Here is a 20,336-nt window from a genome sequence, read left to right as displayed (position 1 = left end):
CCTGTGTCTTGATGCATCATATGTCCATTAGCCGTACAACTTATGATTACATTTTTCTTAATAAGAATAAGAAGTAAGGTGCCCCGATAATAGCAATAATGACACCTACTGGGATATCCAATGGGGGATGAATACCTCTTGCTAAACCATCACCAAATGTTAATAATATCGCTCCAATTAAACCGGACATCATTGCGACATGCATTGTTTTATGACCAACTATTTGTCTTGCAATATGAGGTGAAATTAATCCTAAGAAGCTAATACCACCTACGACTGAAATGGAAGCACCGGCTAACATTACTGATAAAATGAGTAATACCATTTTTAATCTTTTAACTCTAGTACCTAATGCGACAGCGACGTTATCTCCTAATCCTAGGATATCTAATTGATGGCTCAACATTAAAATTATCGGAATAGTAATAATGAACCAAGGTAATACAGATAAAAAGTTTGAAATATTATGACCGTATAAACTACCGGTTAACCAAACGAGTGCATTATTAGCATCCATAGGATTACGAATTAACAAGAACTGCACAATCGCCGTACATATTGCTCCAATTGCCAAACCAATTAAAGCTAAATTAGAACCTTTAACATCAAATTTAGAAATTAAAAAAGATAATATTAGGCTAATCATTAACGCCCCGATAAACGAACCGATAGGCAATATAGCTAATGGTGCAGATGGAAATAACATGATGATAATGACAGCAGCTAAACTAGCACCTTTAGAGATGCCTATCACATCTGGAGAGGCAAGTGGATTTCGAACAACACCTTGGATAATTGCCCCAGATATCGCTAAACTGCTACCGATAATCAGTCCTAATAATGTTCTAGGGATTCTATATTCATTTAAAATAAAATTATCATGTGTGAAGATGCCTTTAATCGCCTCGATAGGATTCACGATTACTGAGCCAATACATAAGCTAAAAATGGCACTAATAACTAATAATATTGTAACAATACTATATCTAATCATATGCTTCTTCCTTGTCATACGCGTTTCACCCCTTTAACTGTGATAAATAAGAAGTAAAATGCACCTACGAAAGAAGTCACGATACCAACTGGAGATTCAAAAGGATGTGTGACAAGTCGTGATAAAACATCAGAAAATAATAATAAATCGGCACCAATTATAATAGTGAGTGGAATCATCAAGATATAATTATTTTTGATATAACGTTTAACAATATGAGGTACGATCAAGCCTACAAATCCTATAGGACCTGCGATTGAAACTGATAAACCCGCTAAAATAATGACTAATAATCCTAAGAGCATTCGAACAACTTGAATTTTTTGACCTAATCCTTTAGCAATATCGTCGCCTAGTTCCATTATTGTTAATTGTCGTCCCATAAGCATTGTAACTATCATAGCCACAACTAACCATGGTGTAATAGCAATCACTTCTGGCCACTTAACACCTGACAATGAACCTACTAACCAAAACATCACTGATGAGTTGGAATCCTCATTTAACAATATTACCCCTTGGGTCATACTACTAAAGAATAAATGAACTGCCATACCTGCTAATGCTAATTTAACTGGAGTCATTGCCTTTGTTGAACCTGAAAGTGTATAGACCGTTAATCCACCTAAAAATGCACCTATCATTGCTAAAATCATGGAATAGCTTTCAAGTGATGGTATTAGAACCGTTATTAATACAATTACAAAAGAAGCACCAGCATTCACACCAAATATTTGCGGTGAAGCCAATGGATTTCTTGTAATAGATTGCATTAGTAAACCTGCAAGTGCCAGTGCACCACCGATTAATAAACCTGCTAACATGCGTGGCATTCTTGAATTATGTATCAAGAATGACTGCTTCGTATCAGTATGCCCTGTAATATAATGAAAGATATCTTTAAATTCAATATGAGAAGAACCAATCGCTAAATTTAAATAAATACAAATAAAAAGAAAGCACACACTCACAATATATGCGAGTGTAGTGCGTTTTCTTTTTTCTTGTAATATAGCGGATTGACTACTTTGTTCTTTCATAGTCATCGTTTTCCACCTTACTTATCGTCTTTATTGTGATCCTTTTTAGAAATCTCAACTAATTCTTTTGCCATTTCTTCAGAAGAAATTAAACCACGAGCTCTTGCCCATAAGTCACGATCTACAACATCTACACGATTATTTTTTACTGCATCAAGTTTTTTCCAAACTGGATCTTTTTGCATTTTCTTGAATGTTGGTTCGTCCGGACTTGCTTTATCAGTCATAATAAACATACGACCTGGATTAACGTCTGACAATGTTTCTGAATTCATTTCTAAATAAGGTCCTTTTAAGTATTTACTTAATCCTTTTGTAACATCTGGTGATAATGCTTCTTTAAATCCTAATTGTGTTAGGAATTGACCAACATATGATTCACTAGGATGTCCTAAGAAACTTGATTTTGCTGCTACAGCTGGTAATACTTTTTCATCTTTATCAAATTTGATGTCTTTTTTGTATTCAGCAATTTTCTTATCATGTTCTTTTAGACGCTTTTTACCTTGGTCTTCTTTACCTAATGCCTTAGAAATTGTTTTGAATGCATCGATATTATCATCATAGTTACCATCGAAACTTTTTAGTTCGATTGTTGGTGCAATTTTGTTTAAATCTTTATAAATTCCTTTATGTCTGTTGCTATCAGCAATAATTAAATCTGGTTTTAACTTACTAATCTCTTCTAAATTAGGTTGCTTACGAGCACCTACTGAAGTATAATTTCCGATTTTATCTCTTAATGGTTTAATAATACGTTCTTTTTTATTATCATCTGCAACCCCTACAGGTTTAACATCTAACGCTGCTAATGCATCTACAAACGAGTATTCAAGAACGACCACACGTTTAGGATGTTTAGGAACTTTTGTTGTTCCCTCAGCATGTTTAATTTCAACCCCATCTTTAGATGCTGATTTATTTTTAGAGTCGTCTGACCCGTTATTGCTTACGCTACCGCATGCAGTCACTAAAACTAAAGCTAACATTAAGCCGAGTATGCTCAAAAACTTGATACCTTTCATTTTTCCACTCCTTAACTATGTATATGCTTACATATATAGTTTATTGATAACGATTCTCATTGTCAATATGATTTTTATAAATTTTATAATTAATTTGAGACCTCTGAATACTTTTATCTTATATAATACGTAATGGTTTTATCATTGATTTGAATTTTAATTATTTAAGATATTAAAAAGGAGCACCTAACGTTTTTTCTCAATCTCATATAAGATCGCTGTTGTCGGTGCCCCGCTGTTTAAATATTTGATTTTATATTATGAATTGAACAAAAGGGTTCATTAAAAGAATGTATCATCGTTTCAACTTTCATATCAGTGGCATAAACTTTTTCTAAGTTTTTATTATACATCGAACGAGATAAGGCTTCATAGCTTAATTGAAATTGAATTTTATTACCGATTTGATAATGATCCTGATTGTTTAAATCGATCATTAAATGATCACTAGAGGCGCCAATAATTTGGATATCATTGGCTATAGGATTTATATGAGTTGTATCAGTATCAATGTACCCTATATCAACAATCGCTTGCAAATATGACTGTTTCGTATGGCTATTCATACGTGGTTTTATTTCTAATATTTCCGCTTCCAATACTATCGCATCTTGATACAAATGTGAAACAGGCTTGTCTGTAGTTGTATCGACACCTCTAAATAATGTTTCACCAATTCGTAATTCATTTATTTTACCTAAGTCATTATACATTGTTAACGGTAGCATACTTGAGTTTCCACCAGATACAATTTTCATGCGATAACCTATTTCTCTCTCTATGGCACTCACAAATTTATTAATCATAAAGACGTCATCTTCGATAGGTGTTCCTGATTTAAAACACATAAAATTAAATGACAGACCTATTAATTGAATATGAGATAAATTTAATATGGTTTCTATATATTTAACAACATCGTATGTTAGAACACCTTCTCTACCGTCTTTCCAATCAACCATTAATATTACTTGATGTTTTAAATTTAATTGTTCTGCTATACGATTAAGCTCTAAAATTGTATTTAATTCGGTTTGAATACTGATTTGTGCATTTTTAATCATATTATCTAACTGTGATAATTGTGTTGATCGTAGTATCGTGAATGAACAATCAAAATCAGTTAATTGTCTTATATTCTCTAATCGTGAATCTGCAAAATGAGTGATACCTAAATCAATTAATTTTTGAACAACTTGACGATCACCTGCGATAGATTTAATAACAGGTGTAAATTGTATGTGTTTAGCATCTAAAATTGTTTGAAGTACTTTGACATTGTATTGTATTTTGGATAAATTTATATTTATATTTGCCATGTACTTACACCTCTTTTTTTATTGGATTTTCCAATTCTGTATTCAAATATTTCTTCACTTTATTTTCCATTCTCATACTTAATAATGCTTTAACTGAAATCTTTTGTCCAAATAAGACACGATGTAAAGCTTCGGCATGATTTTTATTGTCATCAATCGCAGTTTCAATTTCTTGTTGAACTATTTTAAATAATGCCTGTTCATTCACCATGTCATATTGATTAAAATGATGAATTAATTCTGCAAGTTGGTTTTGAACAACGGCATGTTGAAACTTACCTATCACTGCTTCAATTGAATCTGCAATTAAACTTTCATTCGTAATCTCAACATCTGGTAACTTATATTTCAATGTTTGCAAATCAATACGTGAACCACCCAAATCACGGACTAAAAAGTTCATTTGGTAATTAGGGCCAAGATTAACAATAGTATTTTGCATATGTGCTTCTAAGGCAATACCGTAATCTTGAATATACGCTATTAATGGTCTTACTAATGTACTAGTATATTGACGAATAAATCGTTCTATCGATTCTGAAGTGAGCTCGTTATAAGTCCACTTAATATAACTATCAACCACGACATCGTTATCAACTGGATTACGATTCACTAAACTCGCACTTACTATAGTTGAACCTTCTTGAGTTAACACTGGCTTTTCTCTTACGATACATGCTAATTGACGAGCTAAGTCAGGGTCCACATCAACATACTCACCAAATGGCTCCGCAGCCACTTTTAATTCAGGATATATATTCAACATATCTTGCAATGCATAACTTAACTTAGGGCCATCAACCGTTGTTACAGTAGATATCGTACGTACAGCACTTGTTGCTTGTACATTGACTGGCAATTTAATATGAAATGGATGATGCAATAACTCCATCGTTCTAAATGACAATGTGGCTTTAGATTCAACTGTAAATGGGGTTGGTATTAATATTTTGTCGCTAATCCATGTTTTAAAACGTTCCCCAATCACATGGTCATATTGCCAAGGATGAACAAAGATTGCCCGGTAATCATTGATATCTAAATCGAGTGGTTTAAGAAAAGCTTGTAATTTATCTTTTAGTTCTGGAATAACTTGATTAACGATATACTGTTCATCATTTTCCATTGATGTCGTGATGATATGTGATGATGAAACGAGCATAATATGTAATGGAATAATTTTTTCAAATTCTGGTGCATAGCGACGTATTTCCTCTGTCGTTAATGGCAACTTCGTCTTAGTTAAAGGATGTGTAGGATGTCCTTCTAATACTAAACTTTCAGAGTAACTTAAATCATTTGTAGCACCATTATCTTTTATATGTTGTAACCACGTAAAAAAATTAATCGTGTCTGGCAACATTGAAAATGTCATACTTTGATGAATTAATGATGCTCTATTATTAAATTGTTTATATGATTCTACAAAGCTATCCCTACTATGGATAAGCTCATGATATAAACGCTCAGATATTTCAATATCAAAAGCATCATTCAATATGTTAAGTAAACTTTCTAAACTTGTAATTTGAATGCGTTCATCACCACATTGATAGGTGAATGCTCCATCAAATACATATCTTTCTAACATACTTTTTCTTAAAACATAGGCAGTTAGAACTCGTCCATGATATTGTAATTCAATTTTTTCTGTTGTTTTATTTATTTTTGCGTCCTCAGGACATATTTGCTCTTTTAAAATTGCATTTAACATTCTATGTTGAATGTTTTTATCCGCAAGTAACCACTCATTGCGTGTCATTGTGAAATTCCTCCAATTTTATGAACTCGTTGCATTAAGTAAAATATGATCGAAATGGCTACTGTACTTATTCCCATAATTAAAAATGTATTTAATACGCCAAATTTGTCAGCAAAGAAACTCATAATTAAACTTCCTAACGGTATCATGCCTCGGTCCATCATTACAATACTTAATACCTTACCCCTTTCATAATCTTTAACACTATTTTGGAAATATACGCGATTTGTTGTTCTCGCCCATTGGCTAAATAATCCAATTAAAGTAATACAGATAAACATGATTACTAAATTATGAACAATGATACCTAATAAGGCGATGCCAAATAGTAATGAACTAAGATAATACATTTTAACAGCATCGATATAATCGAGAATTTTAGGTAATATCACAGTAGCAATAATGCCTCCAATGGCACAACAAGTCATTGCAATACCAAATATTTCAGATTGTCCTGGGAATACATGATTAGTCAGTACCGGTAATATAGTTGTATATGAAAAGCCGGTTGCCATAATTAATAGTGATGTAAAGAAAATCTTACTGCCTTCTAAATTGCGTTTGAAATAATCCATCACTACTTTTATTGACATCTCTTTTTGATGATCCCCCATATGAGTAGCTTGGATATGTATAGGGAAACATAAAGCTACCGCTATGAGATAACAAATAGCTTGAGCTAAAAATGTCGTTGGTGCATGATAAACTGCTAGAATAACACCTGCTATGGCTGGACCAATAGAACGACAAATATTAATTATAAATGAGTGAAATGATACTGCTTGTGTTGTTGTGATTTTATTAGATAAATCTGGTAAGATCGCTTGTCTCACAGGTGTTTCAACAGCACTTAACATTCCTCGTAATGTCGCATATATTAATACAATATATACTGGAATCTGATTAAATGAGTATGTCATCACACATAGTATTGCCGTCACTAAGAATGATGAAGTTATTGTAATACGCAGTAAATTTCCTTTATCATATTTATCAGCTATAGAGCCTGCCCATACACTTAGTAACAAAATGGGTACGAGCCGGCAAAAATTAACTAAACCTAAATAAACTGCGTTATGATATGTAGTAAGTACAAACCAGTTTAACCCGATTTGCCCAATCCAATTCCCTAAAAACAGAAGAAATGAACTGGAAAAGAAAAATTTAGCCATAAATTTCACCTGTCTTTTTAATTGATAATAATAATCATTATCATTAATATGGATTATACAAATCTTATTAATTTTTGTAAAATATTTTTTTAGAGGTGAATTATGAATTCAATTAAAATTGCAAAAGACAATAAATTTAATTTGACCAAAGATGAGCAAGATGCTTATCAATTTTTAAGTCAATCCCATCCAGAATGGTCTCAATACTTTATTGAAAATGTAAATATCGGTCGCGATAAAGTGACACAAAGATTAGTCACATCCATACATAGAGAAAATTTGGTAAATGGCAATGATCATAGCAGAATATTAAAAAGTAAAGATATTGAAGGTTTATCAAGCCATCGACCTGAAGTTTTAGAAATAGAATTTAAAGCATCTCACAAAAAGTTATATGCACCTATAAGTGGTAAACATGCATTTAATCGTGTAGATGTTGAAGGTCCTTTTTATTATCAATCCATAAATGATTCAATATTTTATCGAGTAGAACATCCGAATGATATTTTAGAATGGGTTTTAATTGAAGCACCGGAGTTAGACAACGAGGCGAGCGATCAATTTAAAGATGATTTAACTAACAGCGCTGCAAATATGATTTTTGCTATTAGCTATCAAGCCTATAGTATGAAAGATGAGTCACGACCTTTGTTTGATATTATTAAAAATCATGACGATAGCTATTTACGTTCAGAACAATCTGTTATTGAAGGTCATCCCCTACATCCAGGAGCAAAGTTAAGAAAAGGTATGAATTCTAGTGAGACATTTAAATATTCTCCTGAATTTGCGCAACCCATTAATTTGAAAATTATTTTGATACATCATCAATTTAGTAGAGTTCAATCATTAGCTAAATCTTATAATGACATGATGAACCAACTTTTCCCTAAAATGTATCAACAACTTCAGGATGAAGTAAAAGAATATCATGATATCAGTCTAGATGATTATCATGTGATGATTGTGCATCCTTGGCAATATGATGAAGTGCTTGCTCGTGATTATAGTAAAGAACTTGATCAACATTTGATCATAAAGACACATTGTACTTTACCGTATTATGCTGGGTTATCATTTAGAACATTGATGCCAAAAGCACCTAATGAAGATCCTCATATTAAATTATCAACTAATGTGCATATTACAGGAGAGATTAGAACATTATCGGAACAAACCACACATAACGGTCCATTAGTGACCCACATTTTAAATCAAATATTAGTTAATGACATGACATTCAAACCATATGCATCATCGGTCATTGATGAATTAGCTGGTATCCATTTTTATAATGGAAACGACCAAGACCCGATACAAACAGAGCGTAGTGAACAATTAGGTACTTTGTTTAGAACCAATATTAACATTCATCTTAAGGAAAAAGGGTTAACATCAATGATTCCATCAAGTCTAGTTGCCCAATATCCATATCACCCTGAGCCGCCAATTGTGTCATTAATTAAGTTATACCAAAATCACAATGACTTCACTTCATACGATGAAGCTGCCCAAGCTTGGATGAAAGATTATAGTCATGCCCTATTAGGCTTAGTAGTGCCTCTATTAACTAAGTATGGCATTGCACTTGAAGCACATCTACAGAACGCAATAGCACATTTTAACGAAGATGGTTCATTAAATCATTTATATGTAAGAGATTTTGAAGGATTACGAATCGATCAAGCTAGATTAAATAGCATGGGTTATGCTACAAATCAATTTCACGAGAAATCTCGTATTTTGACAGAATCTAAAGACTCTGTTTTCAATAAAGCATTTTATTCAACTGTCCAAAATCATTTAGGTGAATTAATATTAAACGTTGTACAATCTGCTAATCAAGATGATTTAGAAGATTTAATTTGGAACGATATAGCGAACATCATACACCAAATTTTAGATACAATTACCGATGTTTCTAATGAAAGAATCTCTGAAATTCAAAATGTAATATTTGCTAAATCAATTGATTATAAGTGCGTGACTACCATGTGCTTAGAAGATGAAGCGCATGAATACACATATATTAAAGTAAACAACCCCTTACATTCTTAATACATGATAATAAGACATAAAAAATCCGTGAGATACGCTTTAAAGTATCTCACGGTTTCTTAATTATAAAACTAAATAACTAAATGGACAGATTATTGTAAACCTTGTCTTTCGTTATTGTTGTTGTTTTGGTTGTTTTCTTTTTCATGTTTTTGTTGCCATTCTTTTTTAGTCATAACATCATCAACTTGCATGTTAACTTCTACAACTTCTAAACCAGTGATATATTTCACTTGTTCTTTAACTAAGTCAGTTACTTTACGGAAGATTTTTGGTGCAGATTCACCATATTCTAAAATAACTTTTAAGTCGATTGCAGCTTGTTTTTCTCCAACTTCAACAGAAACACCTGTAGTTACATTGTTACCGCTTGAGAAAGCATTAGTAAAGCTATCAGTGAAGCCGCCTTTCATATCTAAGATACCTTTAACTTCGCGAGCTGCGATACCAGCAATTTTTTCAACAACTTCATCAGAGAAAGTTAATTTGTTTTCAAATTGAGGTTGTTGATTTTCTTGTTGTTGCTGTTGTTTTTGTTGTTCTTGTCTTTCTTTTTCTTTAACACCTGTTTGGTTATCATACGCTTGTTTTGCTTTATTGTTATCTACTGCCATTTTGCATTCTCCTTTTTAAATAAAATTGTTATTCTTTAATCTTTTTAAAACTTTCAATGAACATCTTAGAAATTAAAGTTAAATTAACTCCATCTATTTAGAAAATTCAAAAAGTCTTGTGTACGGTCTTTAATATACCCAATTCCTATTCCTATTAAACATAAAACAATAATTAAAATGGTTTTCCAGAAACCTAAAGTTAGGAATAATATAGCTATAAGTAAAAATGCTAAAAATCCGATGATTCTCCATTTGAAAGTTTTCAATATGTTAATAAGTTGTTGCGTAGAGTCTTGTCCATTTTGGTTATTATTATTAGCCATGATATCCCCCCCCCTTACAACACTCTTGGACCAGAAGTTTTCTGATCTTTGACGTTTACTTCTAATTTTCTTACTGGCATTTCAGTAAAGTGTTCAACATTTTGTTTAATATCAGCACGAATACTTTCTGTTAATGATGTTGCTTGAACATTGTTTGGAACAAAGTAATCTGCCTTAATATCAATAAATGATTTTTTCTTCTTGTTGTACATTTTAGTAACAACGTTAGGTTGTCTAACTTGATCATATTTAGCGATCGTGTCATAAACTGTTTTCTCAACGGCTTTTCTTGATACATAGACATGACCATCGTCAAATTCTTTGTACAATCCAGGTTTTCTATACGTAGGTTTAAATATGCTTAGTACTAATATTAAACCAATTAATATTAGCAATCCTGCTAGGCCAATCAATAGTGGTTGGAACCAATTGAATTGTAAGAAGTAATCTTGGTATTGAGAAATACGACTATCTTTAATATACATAAACAATAGGAAACCAACGATGACTACAATAAGTAGGCCAAGGATAAAGTTTTTAAGTCTTTTCACCTCGTATGACACCTCCTCAATTAGTATTATATTTTTTTAGTATCACACAAAATGAGTACCCTATTATAAATAAATCAAAACCAATAATTTAAAATTTAATAATCAGTTTTTATATTTAATTAAGTACTACTTATATGGTTTATTCCCATTTAATTGCAATCGAAAACATTTATTTAAAAAAATCTAAAAACTTTTTTTATCTTTCGAACTTTTATATTCTAATACATCGGAATCTCTATCTTTGACTAATATTTTATTACTTGGTCGTGGTTTTTCTTCACCTAGTGATTTAAATAATGACCATATCATTAAAATAATGACAATTGAAAACGGCAACGCTGCTATAATAAGTAAGTTCTGTATTGCTTGTGTTCCACCTGTATAAATCATGATAATGGCAAATAAAGCCATAATGATTCCCCAACTGACCTTTACAATTGAAGATGGATTAATATCGCCTTGTGAACTGAGCATTCCTAATACGTAAGTCGCTGAATCTGCAGATGTAACAAAGAAAATCATAATTACGATTAACGTAATAATACTTAAAATAAATCCAAGTGGATAATGTTCTAGTGTGGCAAATGTAGCAGTTTCAGTTGCTTCTTTTGCAATGTTAGCAATTTTATTGTCTTGCAAATACATTGCAGATGCACCGAAAACTGCAAAGAATATAAAGCAAACTAATGCCGGGACAAACAATACGCCCAAAATAAATTCTTTAATAGTACGACCTCTTGAAACACGTGCAATAAATATTCCTACAAATGGTGCCCAGGATACCCACCATGCCCAATAAAAGATCGTCCAATTTTGTAACCATTGGAATTTTTGCTGACTTGATGGGATTCTTAAACTCATACTAAAGAAATGGGCTATATAATTACCTAATCCGTTCGTAAACGTATTTAAAATATAAAGTGTTGGACCCACAATAAATAAACCAACTAATACAATAAACGCTAACGCCATATTAATGTTACTTAGTGTTTTAATACCTTTATCGATACCTGACCAGGCAGACCAAGTAAATAAAACTGTTGCAATCACAATTAAGACCACTTGTGTACCAAAATTATTTGGTAGATGAAATAGAAAATGAAGTCCTTCATTAATTTGTAAAGCACCAAAACCTAATGTCGCAGCTACGCCTGTTACAGTAGCGATCACCGCTAATACGTCAATGGCACCTCCTATAGGACCTTTCATGGCCTTTTCTCCAAATATTGGGACTAGAGTTGCACTTACTAAACCTGGATAGCCTTTATGAAAGCTAAAATAAGCAAAGACTAGTGCAACAATGCCATATACTGCCCATGCATGAATACCCCAATGGAAAAATGAAAATTGCATGGCATCGTTGATTGCAGTTTGTGTACCTGCTTTATGCAAAGGTGTTAGTTTAAAAGCATGACTAATAGGTTCAGCTGTTGTCCAAAATACTAAACCAATTCCCATACCAGCACTGAATAACATTGCAAACCATGATGGTAATGAGAACTCTGGATCTTCACCTTCTTTACCTAAAGTAATTGATGCATACCTAGAAAATAGTAAATACACACATACTATTAAGATTAGTAGCACTAATAATAGGTAATACCATGAAAAGTTAACCGCTATAAATGAAGTAATATTTTTAGTAACGGTTTCTAATTGTTTTGGTAATATTGCACCATAAATAACGAATAGCGTACAAATGGATAATGCAACCCAAAATACGATGCTAATAGATTTATCCTTCATATGTAAAACACTCCCCTTTTTTATATCTTTCATATACCCTAGCTACTTACTCCCAATCATATTTTATTTATTTTCAATTTGTATCAATTAATATTTTAATAATTTGTTAAATTTAGATTGATCTATAGATAAATTAAAAAACCTGAGACACGATGTCTCAGGTTTTAATCATATATACCTATTTTGTTGCTTAATAATTCCAGTTAATTCGACGTTTAATATCTATTCATTTCGTCCTAATTAAATTGCTTCTTACTCTATGATTCAATTTTTCGAAATAACTTCCCATAAATAATTAAATGTTGATTACTAACTTACCTATCATTGTATGACTTTCTAATATTTGGTGTGCCTTATAAAGATTGTCTACTGTTAAACCTTCAATCACCTTAGTAGTTGTAGGTTGATAGACACCCTGCTCTATTTTTATTGCAATATCTTTTAAGTAATCATGATGCTTAATCATATCTCTAGTTTGATGAACAGGTCTCGCAAACATAAACTCATGAGAAAATGAAATACTTTTTGACTTAAGTAGATTTAAATCTTGTTTTTCATTAAAAGCTACAATTGTCGCAATATGTCCTCTTGGTCTTATTAAATCAATCATCGTTTCATAATACATATCCGTATTAAAAGTACAGAATATATAATCCACTTCTTCAATGCCTTGTTGAGATATTTGCTGTTTTAAATCTTTTTTATGATTGATTACAATGTCTGCCCCCATGTCGTAACACCATTTCTTTGTTTCATCTCTAGACGCAGTTGTAATGACTTGTAAACCATAGTGATGTGCAATTTGTGTTGCAATACTACCTACACCACCAGCACCATTAATAATTAATATAGATTTACCTTCATTGTCTTTTGAACGTTCTGAAATATTGAAGCAATCAAACAAAGTTTCTGATGCGGTAATTCCAGTTAATGGTAAACTCGCTGCTTGTTCATCTGAAACATTTTCAGGTGCATGAGCGACTAACTGTTCATCTATTAATTGATATTCAGCATTTGAACCATGTTGGATAGGTGAACCTGAATAAAACACTCTATCTCCTTCTTTAAACATAGACACATTCTTTCCAATTGATTCAACTATACCAATAGCATCAAATCCTAAAATTCTTGGTGAATGAGATACTGGCAATTGCCTTTGTTTAGTGTCTACGGGATTTACACTAATACTATTTACTTTCACTAAAATTTCAGTGTCCCTAGGTTGTGGTAGGTCTATGTCATATGCTTTAAAGTGGTTCCCTTCACCTAAGTTAAATGGTTGTTCAAATCCTAATGCTTTCATGCTGCAATCACCTCAAATTGGTTTAAATTAAACGATCTACCTCGTTATTAATATATACTTTTTTATTCAGGGTCTGCTACTTTAATCACTTGCTTCCCAAAATTGTCACCTGTAAAAAGATTTCTAAATGCTTCTGGTACTTTGTCAAACCCTTTAGCCACAGTTGTTTGCGTTTTTATTTTATCTTCACGAACCCATTCTGCTAATGCTTCACTCGCATTTTTAAAATCATTTGCAAATTCGGCTACCAAGAAACCTCTCATCATAGCTTGTTTTTTAACTAACGTGCCTTGTATTCTTGGACCAATGTCGTCTTCAGGGTGATTATATGAAGAAATAGCACCACACACAGGCACACGTGCAAAGCGATTAAGATGTTTAAATACTTCATCTGCAATAGCTCCACCAACATTTTCATAATATACATCCACGCCATCTGGTAATGCTTGTGCTAAATTCTCAGCGAAATACTCATCTTTGTAATCAATACCGGCATCAAAACCTAATGTATCAGTTAAATAATTGACTTTATCAGGTCCACCAGCGATGCCTACCACACGACATCCTTTGATCTTAGCAATTTGACCTACCACAGAACCTACGGCACCTGAAGCTGCTGAAACAACAACTGTTTCACCTTCTTGTGGACGTCCAATATCTAATAAACCATGATAAGCTGTTTGGCCTGGCATACCTAGTACACTTAAATACAATTCAAGTGGTACTTCTGTAGATGGCATAACATTAACTTTGTCACTAGTAACTGTATTATATTTTTTCCAAGGTAGCATACCTGTAACGATATCGCCTTCTTGGAAACCATCCGCTTCTGAAGTAGTTACTTGAGCAACGATATGACTTATAATTGGTTGTCCTACTTCAAATGGTTGAACATAGGAGTCACCTTGTGACATTCTACCTCGCATATACGGATCAACTGAAATATACAATGTTTTTAATTGTATCTCACCACTCTGTGGATCTTTAGTTTCTATTTCTTCGTATTTAAATGTATCGTCCTGTGGCATACCATCAGGATATTTATTAAAAATAATTTGTTCATTATTCATCGAATCATCCTTTTTCAATTTATTAATACTACCATAATACCTCAGTTCAAGATGTCGCAATCATTTCGTCTGAACTGTATAATATGAATCAATAAATGAGATCAAAATTGGAGATGCATTCAATTATGAAACTAAGTATTTTAGATTACGTGCCTATTTTTGAAAATAGAAATGCTTCTGATGCACTGAATCATAGTATCGAATTAGCACAACTTGCAGAACAGTTGGGATATGAAAGATATTGGGTAGCAGAACATCACCAAGTTTTATCAGTAGCATCAAGTGCACCAGAGATGATTATGATGTCTCTGTTAGAACAAACGAATCATATACGTATTGGAAGCGGTGGTATCATGATGCCACACTATAGTCCATATAAAGTAGCAGAACAGTTTAAAATTATGGAAGCACGACATCCAAAACGTGTAGATTTGGCTTTAGGTCGCTCTAAAAGCTATCCAAATGTTTTTGCAGCATTGAACGAAAATAAAAATCAACCACTACAATTCGAAACTCAATTAAATGACTTACAAAAATATTTTACTGATGAAGTTACTAAACCACATCGATTTCAAACTTTAATTGCAACCCCACAAATAGATAGTTATCCTGATATGTTTATACTCGGAATGAGTGAACGAAGTGCGAAACTTGCAGGTAGAATAGGCTTACCTTTTGTAATAGCGCAAATGGGACAAGAACCACAGCAACTTCAAGCGGCTATTGAAACATATAAATCTACTATATATCAACACTATGGGGAACAAGTAAAACCATATGTTATATTAGCAACCTTTGTCATTACCGCAGAAAATCAAGACAAAACTAATCAATTACTAAATGCCTTTCATTTATGGTTAATACGGATTTTTTATGCTAATCAACCTAAATCTTATCCTTCAATTGATACAGCTAAAAATCGACAATGGTCTGATAGAGAACTTAAGAAGATGTCATCCAACGCAAACCGTGTGATTAGTGGGTCACCTTATCAAGTAAATGCTCAGTTGAAACAACTAAAAAATGATTATAATGTTGACGAAATAATGATTTTGCCACATGTATATGGAGAAGCGAATCGAAAAAGGCTATTAGAATTAGTAATGGAATACTGTGAATCATAAGAAACTATACAAATAAAGGTACAATATCCAACTAAGTTACATTATCGTTTCTTTCAATCTATAAATGAAAAGAAATACTCGATTTGAACGTATGGAAATTGTACCTTTTAATTATTTAGACCAAAGAAATTCTATTATTTCATTGGCTACTTGTTTATTTTCATGTAATTGGCTATGTTGTGCTGACTTTCCAATATATTTAGATTCTTTATAACTACTCACCGAATCTCCTATTAAATATTTTAAAGATTGAGATGAAGCATTTGAAACACGCCCATCAGAATGTGTTCCATCTTTTAAGTCTCCAAATATATTTAATACTTTAATATCTTTATTTTTATAACTATCTTTAAGAGATAATAATGCTTTGTAATTATCAGTCATTTTACTTGGCTTACCATTATGATCAACCGTAATTTCATTTACCTTTTCATTTAAATTTAAAACGCCATTGAATGTCCCAGCAATATTAACTTCTTTATTTAATTGAGGTACGTCTTTATCTGTACCATACATTTTCATAAAGTATGCAAATGATAAATTCCCCATTGAGTGACCTACAAAATTATACTTTTCAATCTTATATTTTGATTTAAGGTTTGCTAATACATTTTTAATATTTTTAGCGTTTTGTTCTGTGTCACCATTTTTATTATCTTCCATCTCTACCTTGATTATAGGATTGACAGCATTGTCTTTTAGATTCCCTTTAAAATTGACATTTCCATTTTTAGATACCCTAGCTGTGATGACATTATTAGTTACACCTTGCTTTACAGCTTGATTTACCATATATTTTTCTGAGTTTGCACTCCCACCATAACCATGCACAAATATTGTACCAGTATATGATTGTTTAAAATGTTGTGTATCTACTTTCGTTGCATGTTGTTGACGTACAACTATCGCTAATGCGACTATAATCAATGCGATGATTAAAATACTAATCATTAGTAGCCATTTTGACTTCATCAAATTACCTCTTTTTCATATATTTCATTCAGTATATAGTATTTTTTCAAATCACGCACATAAAAAACAAGGTGCATCAAGATGACACACCTTGTAAAAAATACTTTATTTGATTTCTCTTGTTTCAGCTAATTGTTTGTACCAATAAGCACTTTTCTTTGGATAACGTTCTTGTGTATCAAAATCTACATAGAATAATCCATATCGTTTTTCATAACCATTTGACCATGAGAACACATCCATTAATGACCATAAGAAATAACCCTTAACATTAGCACCATCTGCAATTGCATCTGATATAACATTTAAATGTTGTTTAATATAATCAATACGTGCATCATCATGAACTGTTTTTTCAGATTCTATAAATTCATCTTTATAACCTAAACCATTTTCAGTGATATAGATTTTATGATAATTAGGATAGTCTTTGACAACACGCATAATTTGGTCATATAAACCTTGTGGGTAAATCATCCAATCCCAATCTGTTCTTGGAACATCGACATCAAACTCTCTTTGTCCGACACCTTTTAATTGATATTTTGATCCGCCTTTATCACCAGTTGAGTTATACGTAATTAGACATTCTCCATCGTAAGCTTTCATCCAATCACTCATATAGTAGTTAATACCTAGGAAGTCATTTAAATCTTTAGCTGCATCTAAAATTTGGTAATCTTCATCTGTGATATCTAACTTGCCACCATTCACAGAAAGTATATGTTGAACACCTTCCATTGTTTCTCTTGAATATTTACCTAAATATGTTGCATCTAAAATAAATTTATTATGAATGATATCTTCTAATTCTGCTGCTTTAACATCTTCTGGATTATTAGGATCTAAAGGATATTTAGTAGGTAATGCATGTACAACGCCAATTTCACCGTTATATCCACCATCTTTAAATAGCTTTACTGCTTTGGCATGTGCCACCATCATATTGTGATGAGATTGAAATACTTTTCCAAAGTCATATGTTATACCTGGAGGAAACTTACCAACTAAGTATTGACCATCACCAATAGGACCAATTTCATTAAATGTTGTCCAGTATTTTACTTCAGGGAATTCTTTAAAACAGAATTCTGCATAATCTACAAAATAGTCAATCGTTTTACGATTTAAAAAGTCACCATCTTTATGAAGTACTTCAGGTGTATCGAAGTGATGTAACGTTACAAATGGTTCTACATGGCGTTTATGACATTCGGCAAATAGTTTATGGTAATATTCAACGCCTTTAGGATTTACGTCACCATATCCATTTGGAAAAATTCTAGACCAGGCGATAGATATACGAATACCATTCACACCAAACTTTTCACTTAATTCTAAATCTACTGGATAACGATGATGAAAATCACTTGCAGGTTCTGCAGTATACCAGTAATTTTCTTCTAAATAAGTATCCCATGCGACACGTCCTTTACCATCCGTTTGAGTTGCTCCTTCAGCTTGATATGCGGCAGTCGCTCCACCAAAAATAAAATCTTCAGGTAATTTTTTAGTCATTATGAAAAACGCTCCTATCTAATCTTCAAATTGTTTTTGTACAAATGCTAGTGCTGCTTGTCCATCACGCGTTAAATTAATATACTCAACACCTTGAGTTTTAACTAACTTGATACCTAATTTGTCAGTGTCTTGTTTGATATCTTCATAGTTTGAAGCCACTTGAGGGGCTAAAATAATCAACTGATAATCTTTCATAATATCCATATGTGCACCGTAGCCACCAGCTGCAGCTTTGACAGGAACATTAAATTCTTCAGCTGCTTTATTTAATGCATTGGCTAATAATCCACTTGTTCCTCCACCTGCACATAGAACTAATACATTTGTTTGTTGTTTAATGTTGTTTGCTAAGTCTGTTGTAGCTTCAGTACCTTTGTTTGAATGTGATGCTAAAATAGCATCTGCTTTTTTAGTATCAAAGTTAGCTGCAACTTTATCTTGTAACTCACTATTACTTTCCTTAATGCCGGCTTCTTCTTCTAGAATTTCATTATCATAAACTTTTAAGAACGGATAATAGATAATGATATCAACGACGATTAATACTACTGCAAGCACGAATGATAACAGTGCAAATTGCGTACCCATGACAATACCTAATGGTGCAGGTGTAGTCCATGGTAAGTTAACTGAGAAACTATTCATTCCTAAAACATCAACGAAGAATTTAAAGATCCATACGTTTACAATTGGTGTTAATACAAAAGGTATAAAGAATACTGGGTTTAAAACTAATGGCGCACCAAACAAGATCGGCTCATTTACACCAAAGAATGTTGGTACAACAGATGCTCTACCAATAGCTCTGTTACGTTTAGATTTAGCTACCCACATAAACATAAATGGAACAACTAATGTAGCACCTGTACCACCCATTGTTACGATAAACATTTGTGTACCAGATGTAATTACATTATTAGCATGTTCGCCTGCTTGAATTAACTTAAAGTTAGCTTCAATATTTGCATATGTAATAGCAGCAATTGCAGGTTCTACGATAGAAGGACCGTGGATACCTACAAACCAGAATAATGCAAAGGCACCAAAGATAATTGTGATTCCAATCCAACCATTAGCTGCTGTAAATAACGGTTCAAATACTTTAAGTACCGCTTCTGCTACATTCGTTTTAATAGTTGCTCTAATTGTTAAATCAATACCATATAATATTAAAATAACTGCTGAAAATGGAAAAATATCTTTGAATACTTGTGAAATATTCGGTGGTACTTCTTTAGGCATTTTGATAGTAATGTCACGTTTAATAAAGAAGTTATAAACAATCACAGTGATAAATGCTGAAATAAAGGCTGTTAATAATCCTTTAGTTCCTAAAAACGCATTTAAAAATCCACCTTCTTTAGCAGGATCGGCTGCTAAGAATAAGAAACCACAGATTGACGCAAGCATAGTTGAAATAAAGTTGATTTGGTTTGTACTTTCTAGCTTACGGTTATACGAATCTGTAAGTGATTTAGCTGTCGTACCAGCTACAAGTAATGCTACAAGTCCCATTGTATAGTTATATAGTTTCATCAAGATGCCTTCCATCTCTTTATCCCATTTGAATCCAAATACATTAGGTACAAAAGCGATTAGTAAGAATAAACTTGAGAATAAGATGACAGGCATTGCTGAAATAAACCCATCACGAATAGCTCTTAAATAAATGTTTCTTGATAACTTTTCAAAAAATGGTTTACCCTTCTCAATCTGGGCAATTAACTTTTTCATCAAGGTCT

Annotated in this window: 17 protein-coding genes; 2 read left to right on the top strand and 15 right to left on the bottom strand. The window is 32.4% G+C overall.

Annotation, left to right across the window (positions count from 1 at the left end):
• Positions 1 to 46 precede the first annotated feature (46 nt).
• The 6 genes from JX000_RS03365 to JX000_RS03340 all read right to left on the bottom strand — a co-directional run bounded on the left by JX000_RS03365 (position 47) and on the right by JX000_RS03340 (position 7,312).
• On the bottom strand, positions 47 to 1,012 hold the full coding sequence (locus JX000_RS03365) for a FecCD family ABC transporter permease (RefSeq protein ID WP_145505366.1): 966 nt from the start codon (positions 1,010 to 1,012) through the stop codon (positions 47 to 49).
• Positions 1,009 to 2,040, bottom strand: coding sequence for a FecCD family ABC transporter permease (locus JX000_RS03360; protein WP_145505369.1), 1,032 nt, complete (start codon positions 2,038 to 2,040; stop codon positions 1,009 to 1,011). Before JX000_RS03360 ends, JX000_RS03365 begins: the two co-directional genes overlap by 4 nt.
• A gap of 11 nt (positions 2,041 to 2,051) precedes the next feature.
• Positions 2,052 to 3,059, bottom strand: a complete 1,008-nt coding sequence (locus JX000_RS03355) for an ABC transporter substrate-binding protein (RefSeq protein WP_002450476.1) — start codon at positions 3,057 to 3,059, stop codon at positions 2,052 to 2,054.
• Between the two features lie 239 nt (positions 3,060 to 3,298).
• Complete coding sequence (locus JX000_RS03350) at positions 3,299 to 4,378, bottom strand: alanine racemase (protein ID WP_206140883.1); 1,080 nt, start codon at positions 4,376 to 4,378, stop codon at positions 3,299 to 3,301.
• Between the two features lie 4 nt (positions 4,379 to 4,382).
• On the bottom strand, positions 4,383 to 6,140 hold the full coding sequence (locus JX000_RS03345) for an IucA/IucC family protein (protein ID WP_002450478.1): 1,758 nt from the start codon (positions 6,138 to 6,140) through the stop codon (positions 4,383 to 4,385).
• Positions 6,137 to 7,312 (bottom strand): MFS transporter, encoded by a 1,176-nt coding sequence (locus JX000_RS03340; protein ID WP_002450479.1) that lies wholly within the window; start codon positions 7,310 to 7,312, stop codon positions 6,137 to 6,139. Before JX000_RS03340 ends, JX000_RS03345 begins: the two co-directional genes overlap by 4 nt.
• A gap of 102 nt (positions 7,313 to 7,414) precedes the next feature.
• Between JX000_RS03340 and JX000_RS03335 the strand changes: the two genes are divergently transcribed.
• Positions 7,415 to 9,370: an IucA/IucC family protein gene (locus JX000_RS03335; RefSeq protein WP_145505372.1), complete on the top strand. Its 1,956-nt coding sequence runs from the start codon at positions 7,415 to 7,417 to the stop codon at positions 9,368 to 9,370.
• A gap of 92 nt (positions 9,371 to 9,462) precedes the next feature.
• On the opposite strand, the gene JX000_RS03330 is transcribed toward JX000_RS03335, so the two are convergent.
• The 6 genes from JX000_RS03330 to JX000_RS03305 all read right to left on the bottom strand — a co-directional run bounded on the left by JX000_RS03330 (position 9,463) and on the right by JX000_RS03305 (position 14,977).
• Positions 9,463 to 9,984 carry an Asp23/Gls24 family envelope stress response protein gene (locus JX000_RS03330; protein WP_002450481.1) on the bottom strand — a complete coding sequence of 174 codons (522 nt, stop codon included), beginning with the start codon at positions 9,982 to 9,984 and terminating at the stop codon, positions 9,463 to 9,465.
• 83 nt (positions 9,985 to 10,067) lie between these two features.
• The gene (locus JX000_RS03325; RefSeq protein WP_002450482.1) at positions 10,068 to 10,307 is read right to left on the bottom strand and encodes a DUF2273 domain-containing protein; all 240 of its coding nucleotides are present in this window, start codon (positions 10,305 to 10,307) and stop codon (positions 10,068 to 10,070) included.
• 14 nt (positions 10,308 to 10,321) lie between these two features.
• Positions 10,322 to 10,858: an alkaline shock response membrane anchor protein AmaP gene (gene amaP, locus JX000_RS03320; protein ID WP_002450483.1), complete on the bottom strand. Its 537-nt coding sequence runs from the start codon at positions 10,856 to 10,858 to the stop codon at positions 10,322 to 10,324.
• Positions 10,859 to 11,041: 183 nt separating this feature from the next.
• The gene (locus JX000_RS03315; protein ID WP_145505378.1) at positions 11,042 to 12,604 is read right to left on the bottom strand and encodes a BCCT family transporter; all 1,563 of its coding nucleotides are present in this window, start codon (positions 12,602 to 12,604) and stop codon (positions 11,042 to 11,044) included.
• Positions 12,605 to 12,899: 295 nt separating this feature from the next.
• Positions 12,900 to 13,907: a zinc-binding alcohol dehydrogenase family protein gene (locus tag JX000_RS03310; protein WP_145505381.1), complete on the bottom strand. Its 1,008-nt coding sequence runs from the start codon at positions 13,905 to 13,907 to the stop codon at positions 12,900 to 12,902.
• 62 nt (positions 13,908 to 13,969) lie between these two features.
• Entirely contained in the window at positions 13,970 to 14,977 is a 1,008-nt protein-coding gene (locus JX000_RS03305; RefSeq protein WP_206140882.1) for an NADP-dependent oxidoreductase, read from the bottom strand.
• 125 nt (positions 14,978 to 15,102) lie between these two features.
• Between JX000_RS03305 and JX000_RS03300 the strand changes: the two genes are divergently transcribed.
• Positions 15,103 to 16,101, top strand: a complete 999-nt coding sequence (locus JX000_RS03300; RefSeq protein ID WP_002450487.1) for an LLM class flavin-dependent oxidoreductase — start codon at positions 15,103 to 15,105, stop codon at positions 16,099 to 16,101.
• 111 nt (positions 16,102 to 16,212) lie between these two features.
• Here JX000_RS03300 and JX000_RS03295 read toward each other — a convergent pair whose 3' ends face one another.
• The 3 genes from JX000_RS03295 to JX000_RS03285 form a co-directional block, all read right to left on the bottom strand.
• Positions 16,213 to 17,073 (bottom strand): alpha/beta hydrolase, encoded by an 861-nt coding sequence (locus JX000_RS03295; RefSeq protein ID WP_002450488.1) that lies wholly within the window; start codon positions 17,071 to 17,073, stop codon positions 16,213 to 16,215.
• Positions 17,074 to 17,178: 105 nt separating this feature from the next.
• Complete coding sequence (lacG, locus tag JX000_RS03290) at positions 17,179 to 18,591, bottom strand: 6-phospho-beta-galactosidase (RefSeq protein ID WP_206140881.1); 1,413 nt, start codon at positions 18,589 to 18,591, stop codon at positions 17,179 to 17,181.
• Between the two features lie 18 nt (positions 18,592 to 18,609).
• Positions 18,610 to 20,331: a lactose-specific PTS transporter subunit EIIC gene (locus tag JX000_RS03285; RefSeq protein ID WP_206140880.1), complete on the bottom strand. Its 1,722-nt coding sequence runs from the start codon at positions 20,329 to 20,331 to the stop codon at positions 18,610 to 18,612.
• Positions 20,332 to 20,336: the final 5 nt, after the last annotated feature.

Source organism: Staphylococcus sp. SB1-57 (assembly GCF_017086425.1).
GTDB lineage: Bacteria > Bacillota > Bacilli > Staphylococcales > Staphylococcaceae > Staphylococcus > Staphylococcus warneri_A.
This window is presented reverse-complemented; position numbering and strand designations above follow the sequence as displayed.

Excerpts from the sequence above, each read along its gene's own strand:
- JX000_RS03365 (WP_145505366.1), bottom strand. The coding sequence starts at position 1,012 with ATGACAAGGAAGAAGCATATGATTAGATATAGTATTGTTACAATATTA.
- JX000_RS03360 (WP_145505369.1), bottom strand. The coding sequence starts at position 2,040 with ATGACTATGAAAGAACAAAGTAGTCAATCCGCTATATTACAAGAAAAA.
- JX000_RS03355 (WP_002450476.1), bottom strand. The coding sequence starts at position 3,059 with ATGAAAGGTATCAAGTTTTTGAGCATACTCGGCTTAATGTTAGCTTTA.
- JX000_RS03350 (WP_206140883.1), bottom strand. The coding sequence starts at position 4,378 with ATGGCAAATATAAATATAAATTTATCCAAAATACAATACAATGTCAAA.
- JX000_RS03345 (WP_002450478.1), bottom strand. The coding sequence starts at position 6,140 with ATGACACGCAATGAGTGGTTACTTGCGGATAAAAACATTCAACATAGA.
- JX000_RS03340 (WP_002450479.1), bottom strand. The coding sequence starts at position 7,312 with ATGGCTAAATTTTTCTTTTCCAGTTCATTTCTTCTGTTTTTAGGGAAT.
- JX000_RS03335 (WP_145505372.1), top strand. The coding sequence starts at position 7,415 with ATGAATTCAATTAAAATTGCAAAAGACAATAAATTTAATTTGACCAAA.
- JX000_RS03330 (WP_002450481.1), bottom strand. The coding sequence starts at position 9,984 with ATGGCAGTAGATAACAATAAAGCAAAACAAGCGTATGATAACCAAACA.
- JX000_RS03325 (WP_002450482.1), bottom strand. The coding sequence starts at position 10,307 with ATGGCTAATAATAATAACCAAAATGGACAAGACTCTACGCAACAACTT.
- JX000_RS03315 (WP_145505378.1), bottom strand. The coding sequence starts at position 12,604 with ATGAAGGATAAATCTATTAGCATCGTATTTTGGGTTGCATTATCCATT.
- JX000_RS03310 (WP_145505381.1), bottom strand. The coding sequence starts at position 13,907 with ATGAAAGCATTAGGATTTGAACAACCATTTAACTTAGGTGAAGGGAAC.
- JX000_RS03305 (WP_206140882.1), bottom strand. The coding sequence starts at position 14,977 with ATGAATAATGAACAAATTATTTTTAATAAATATCCTGATGGTATGCCA.
- JX000_RS03300 (WP_002450487.1), top strand. The coding sequence starts at position 15,103 with ATGAAACTAAGTATTTTAGATTACGTGCCTATTTTTGAAAATAGAAAT.
- JX000_RS03295 (WP_002450488.1), bottom strand. The coding sequence starts at position 17,073 with ATGAAGTCAAAATGGCTACTAATGATTAGTATTTTAATCATCGCATTG.
- lacG (WP_206140881.1), bottom strand. The coding sequence starts at position 18,591 with ATGACTAAAAAATTACCTGAAGATTTTATTTTTGGTGGAGCGACTGCC.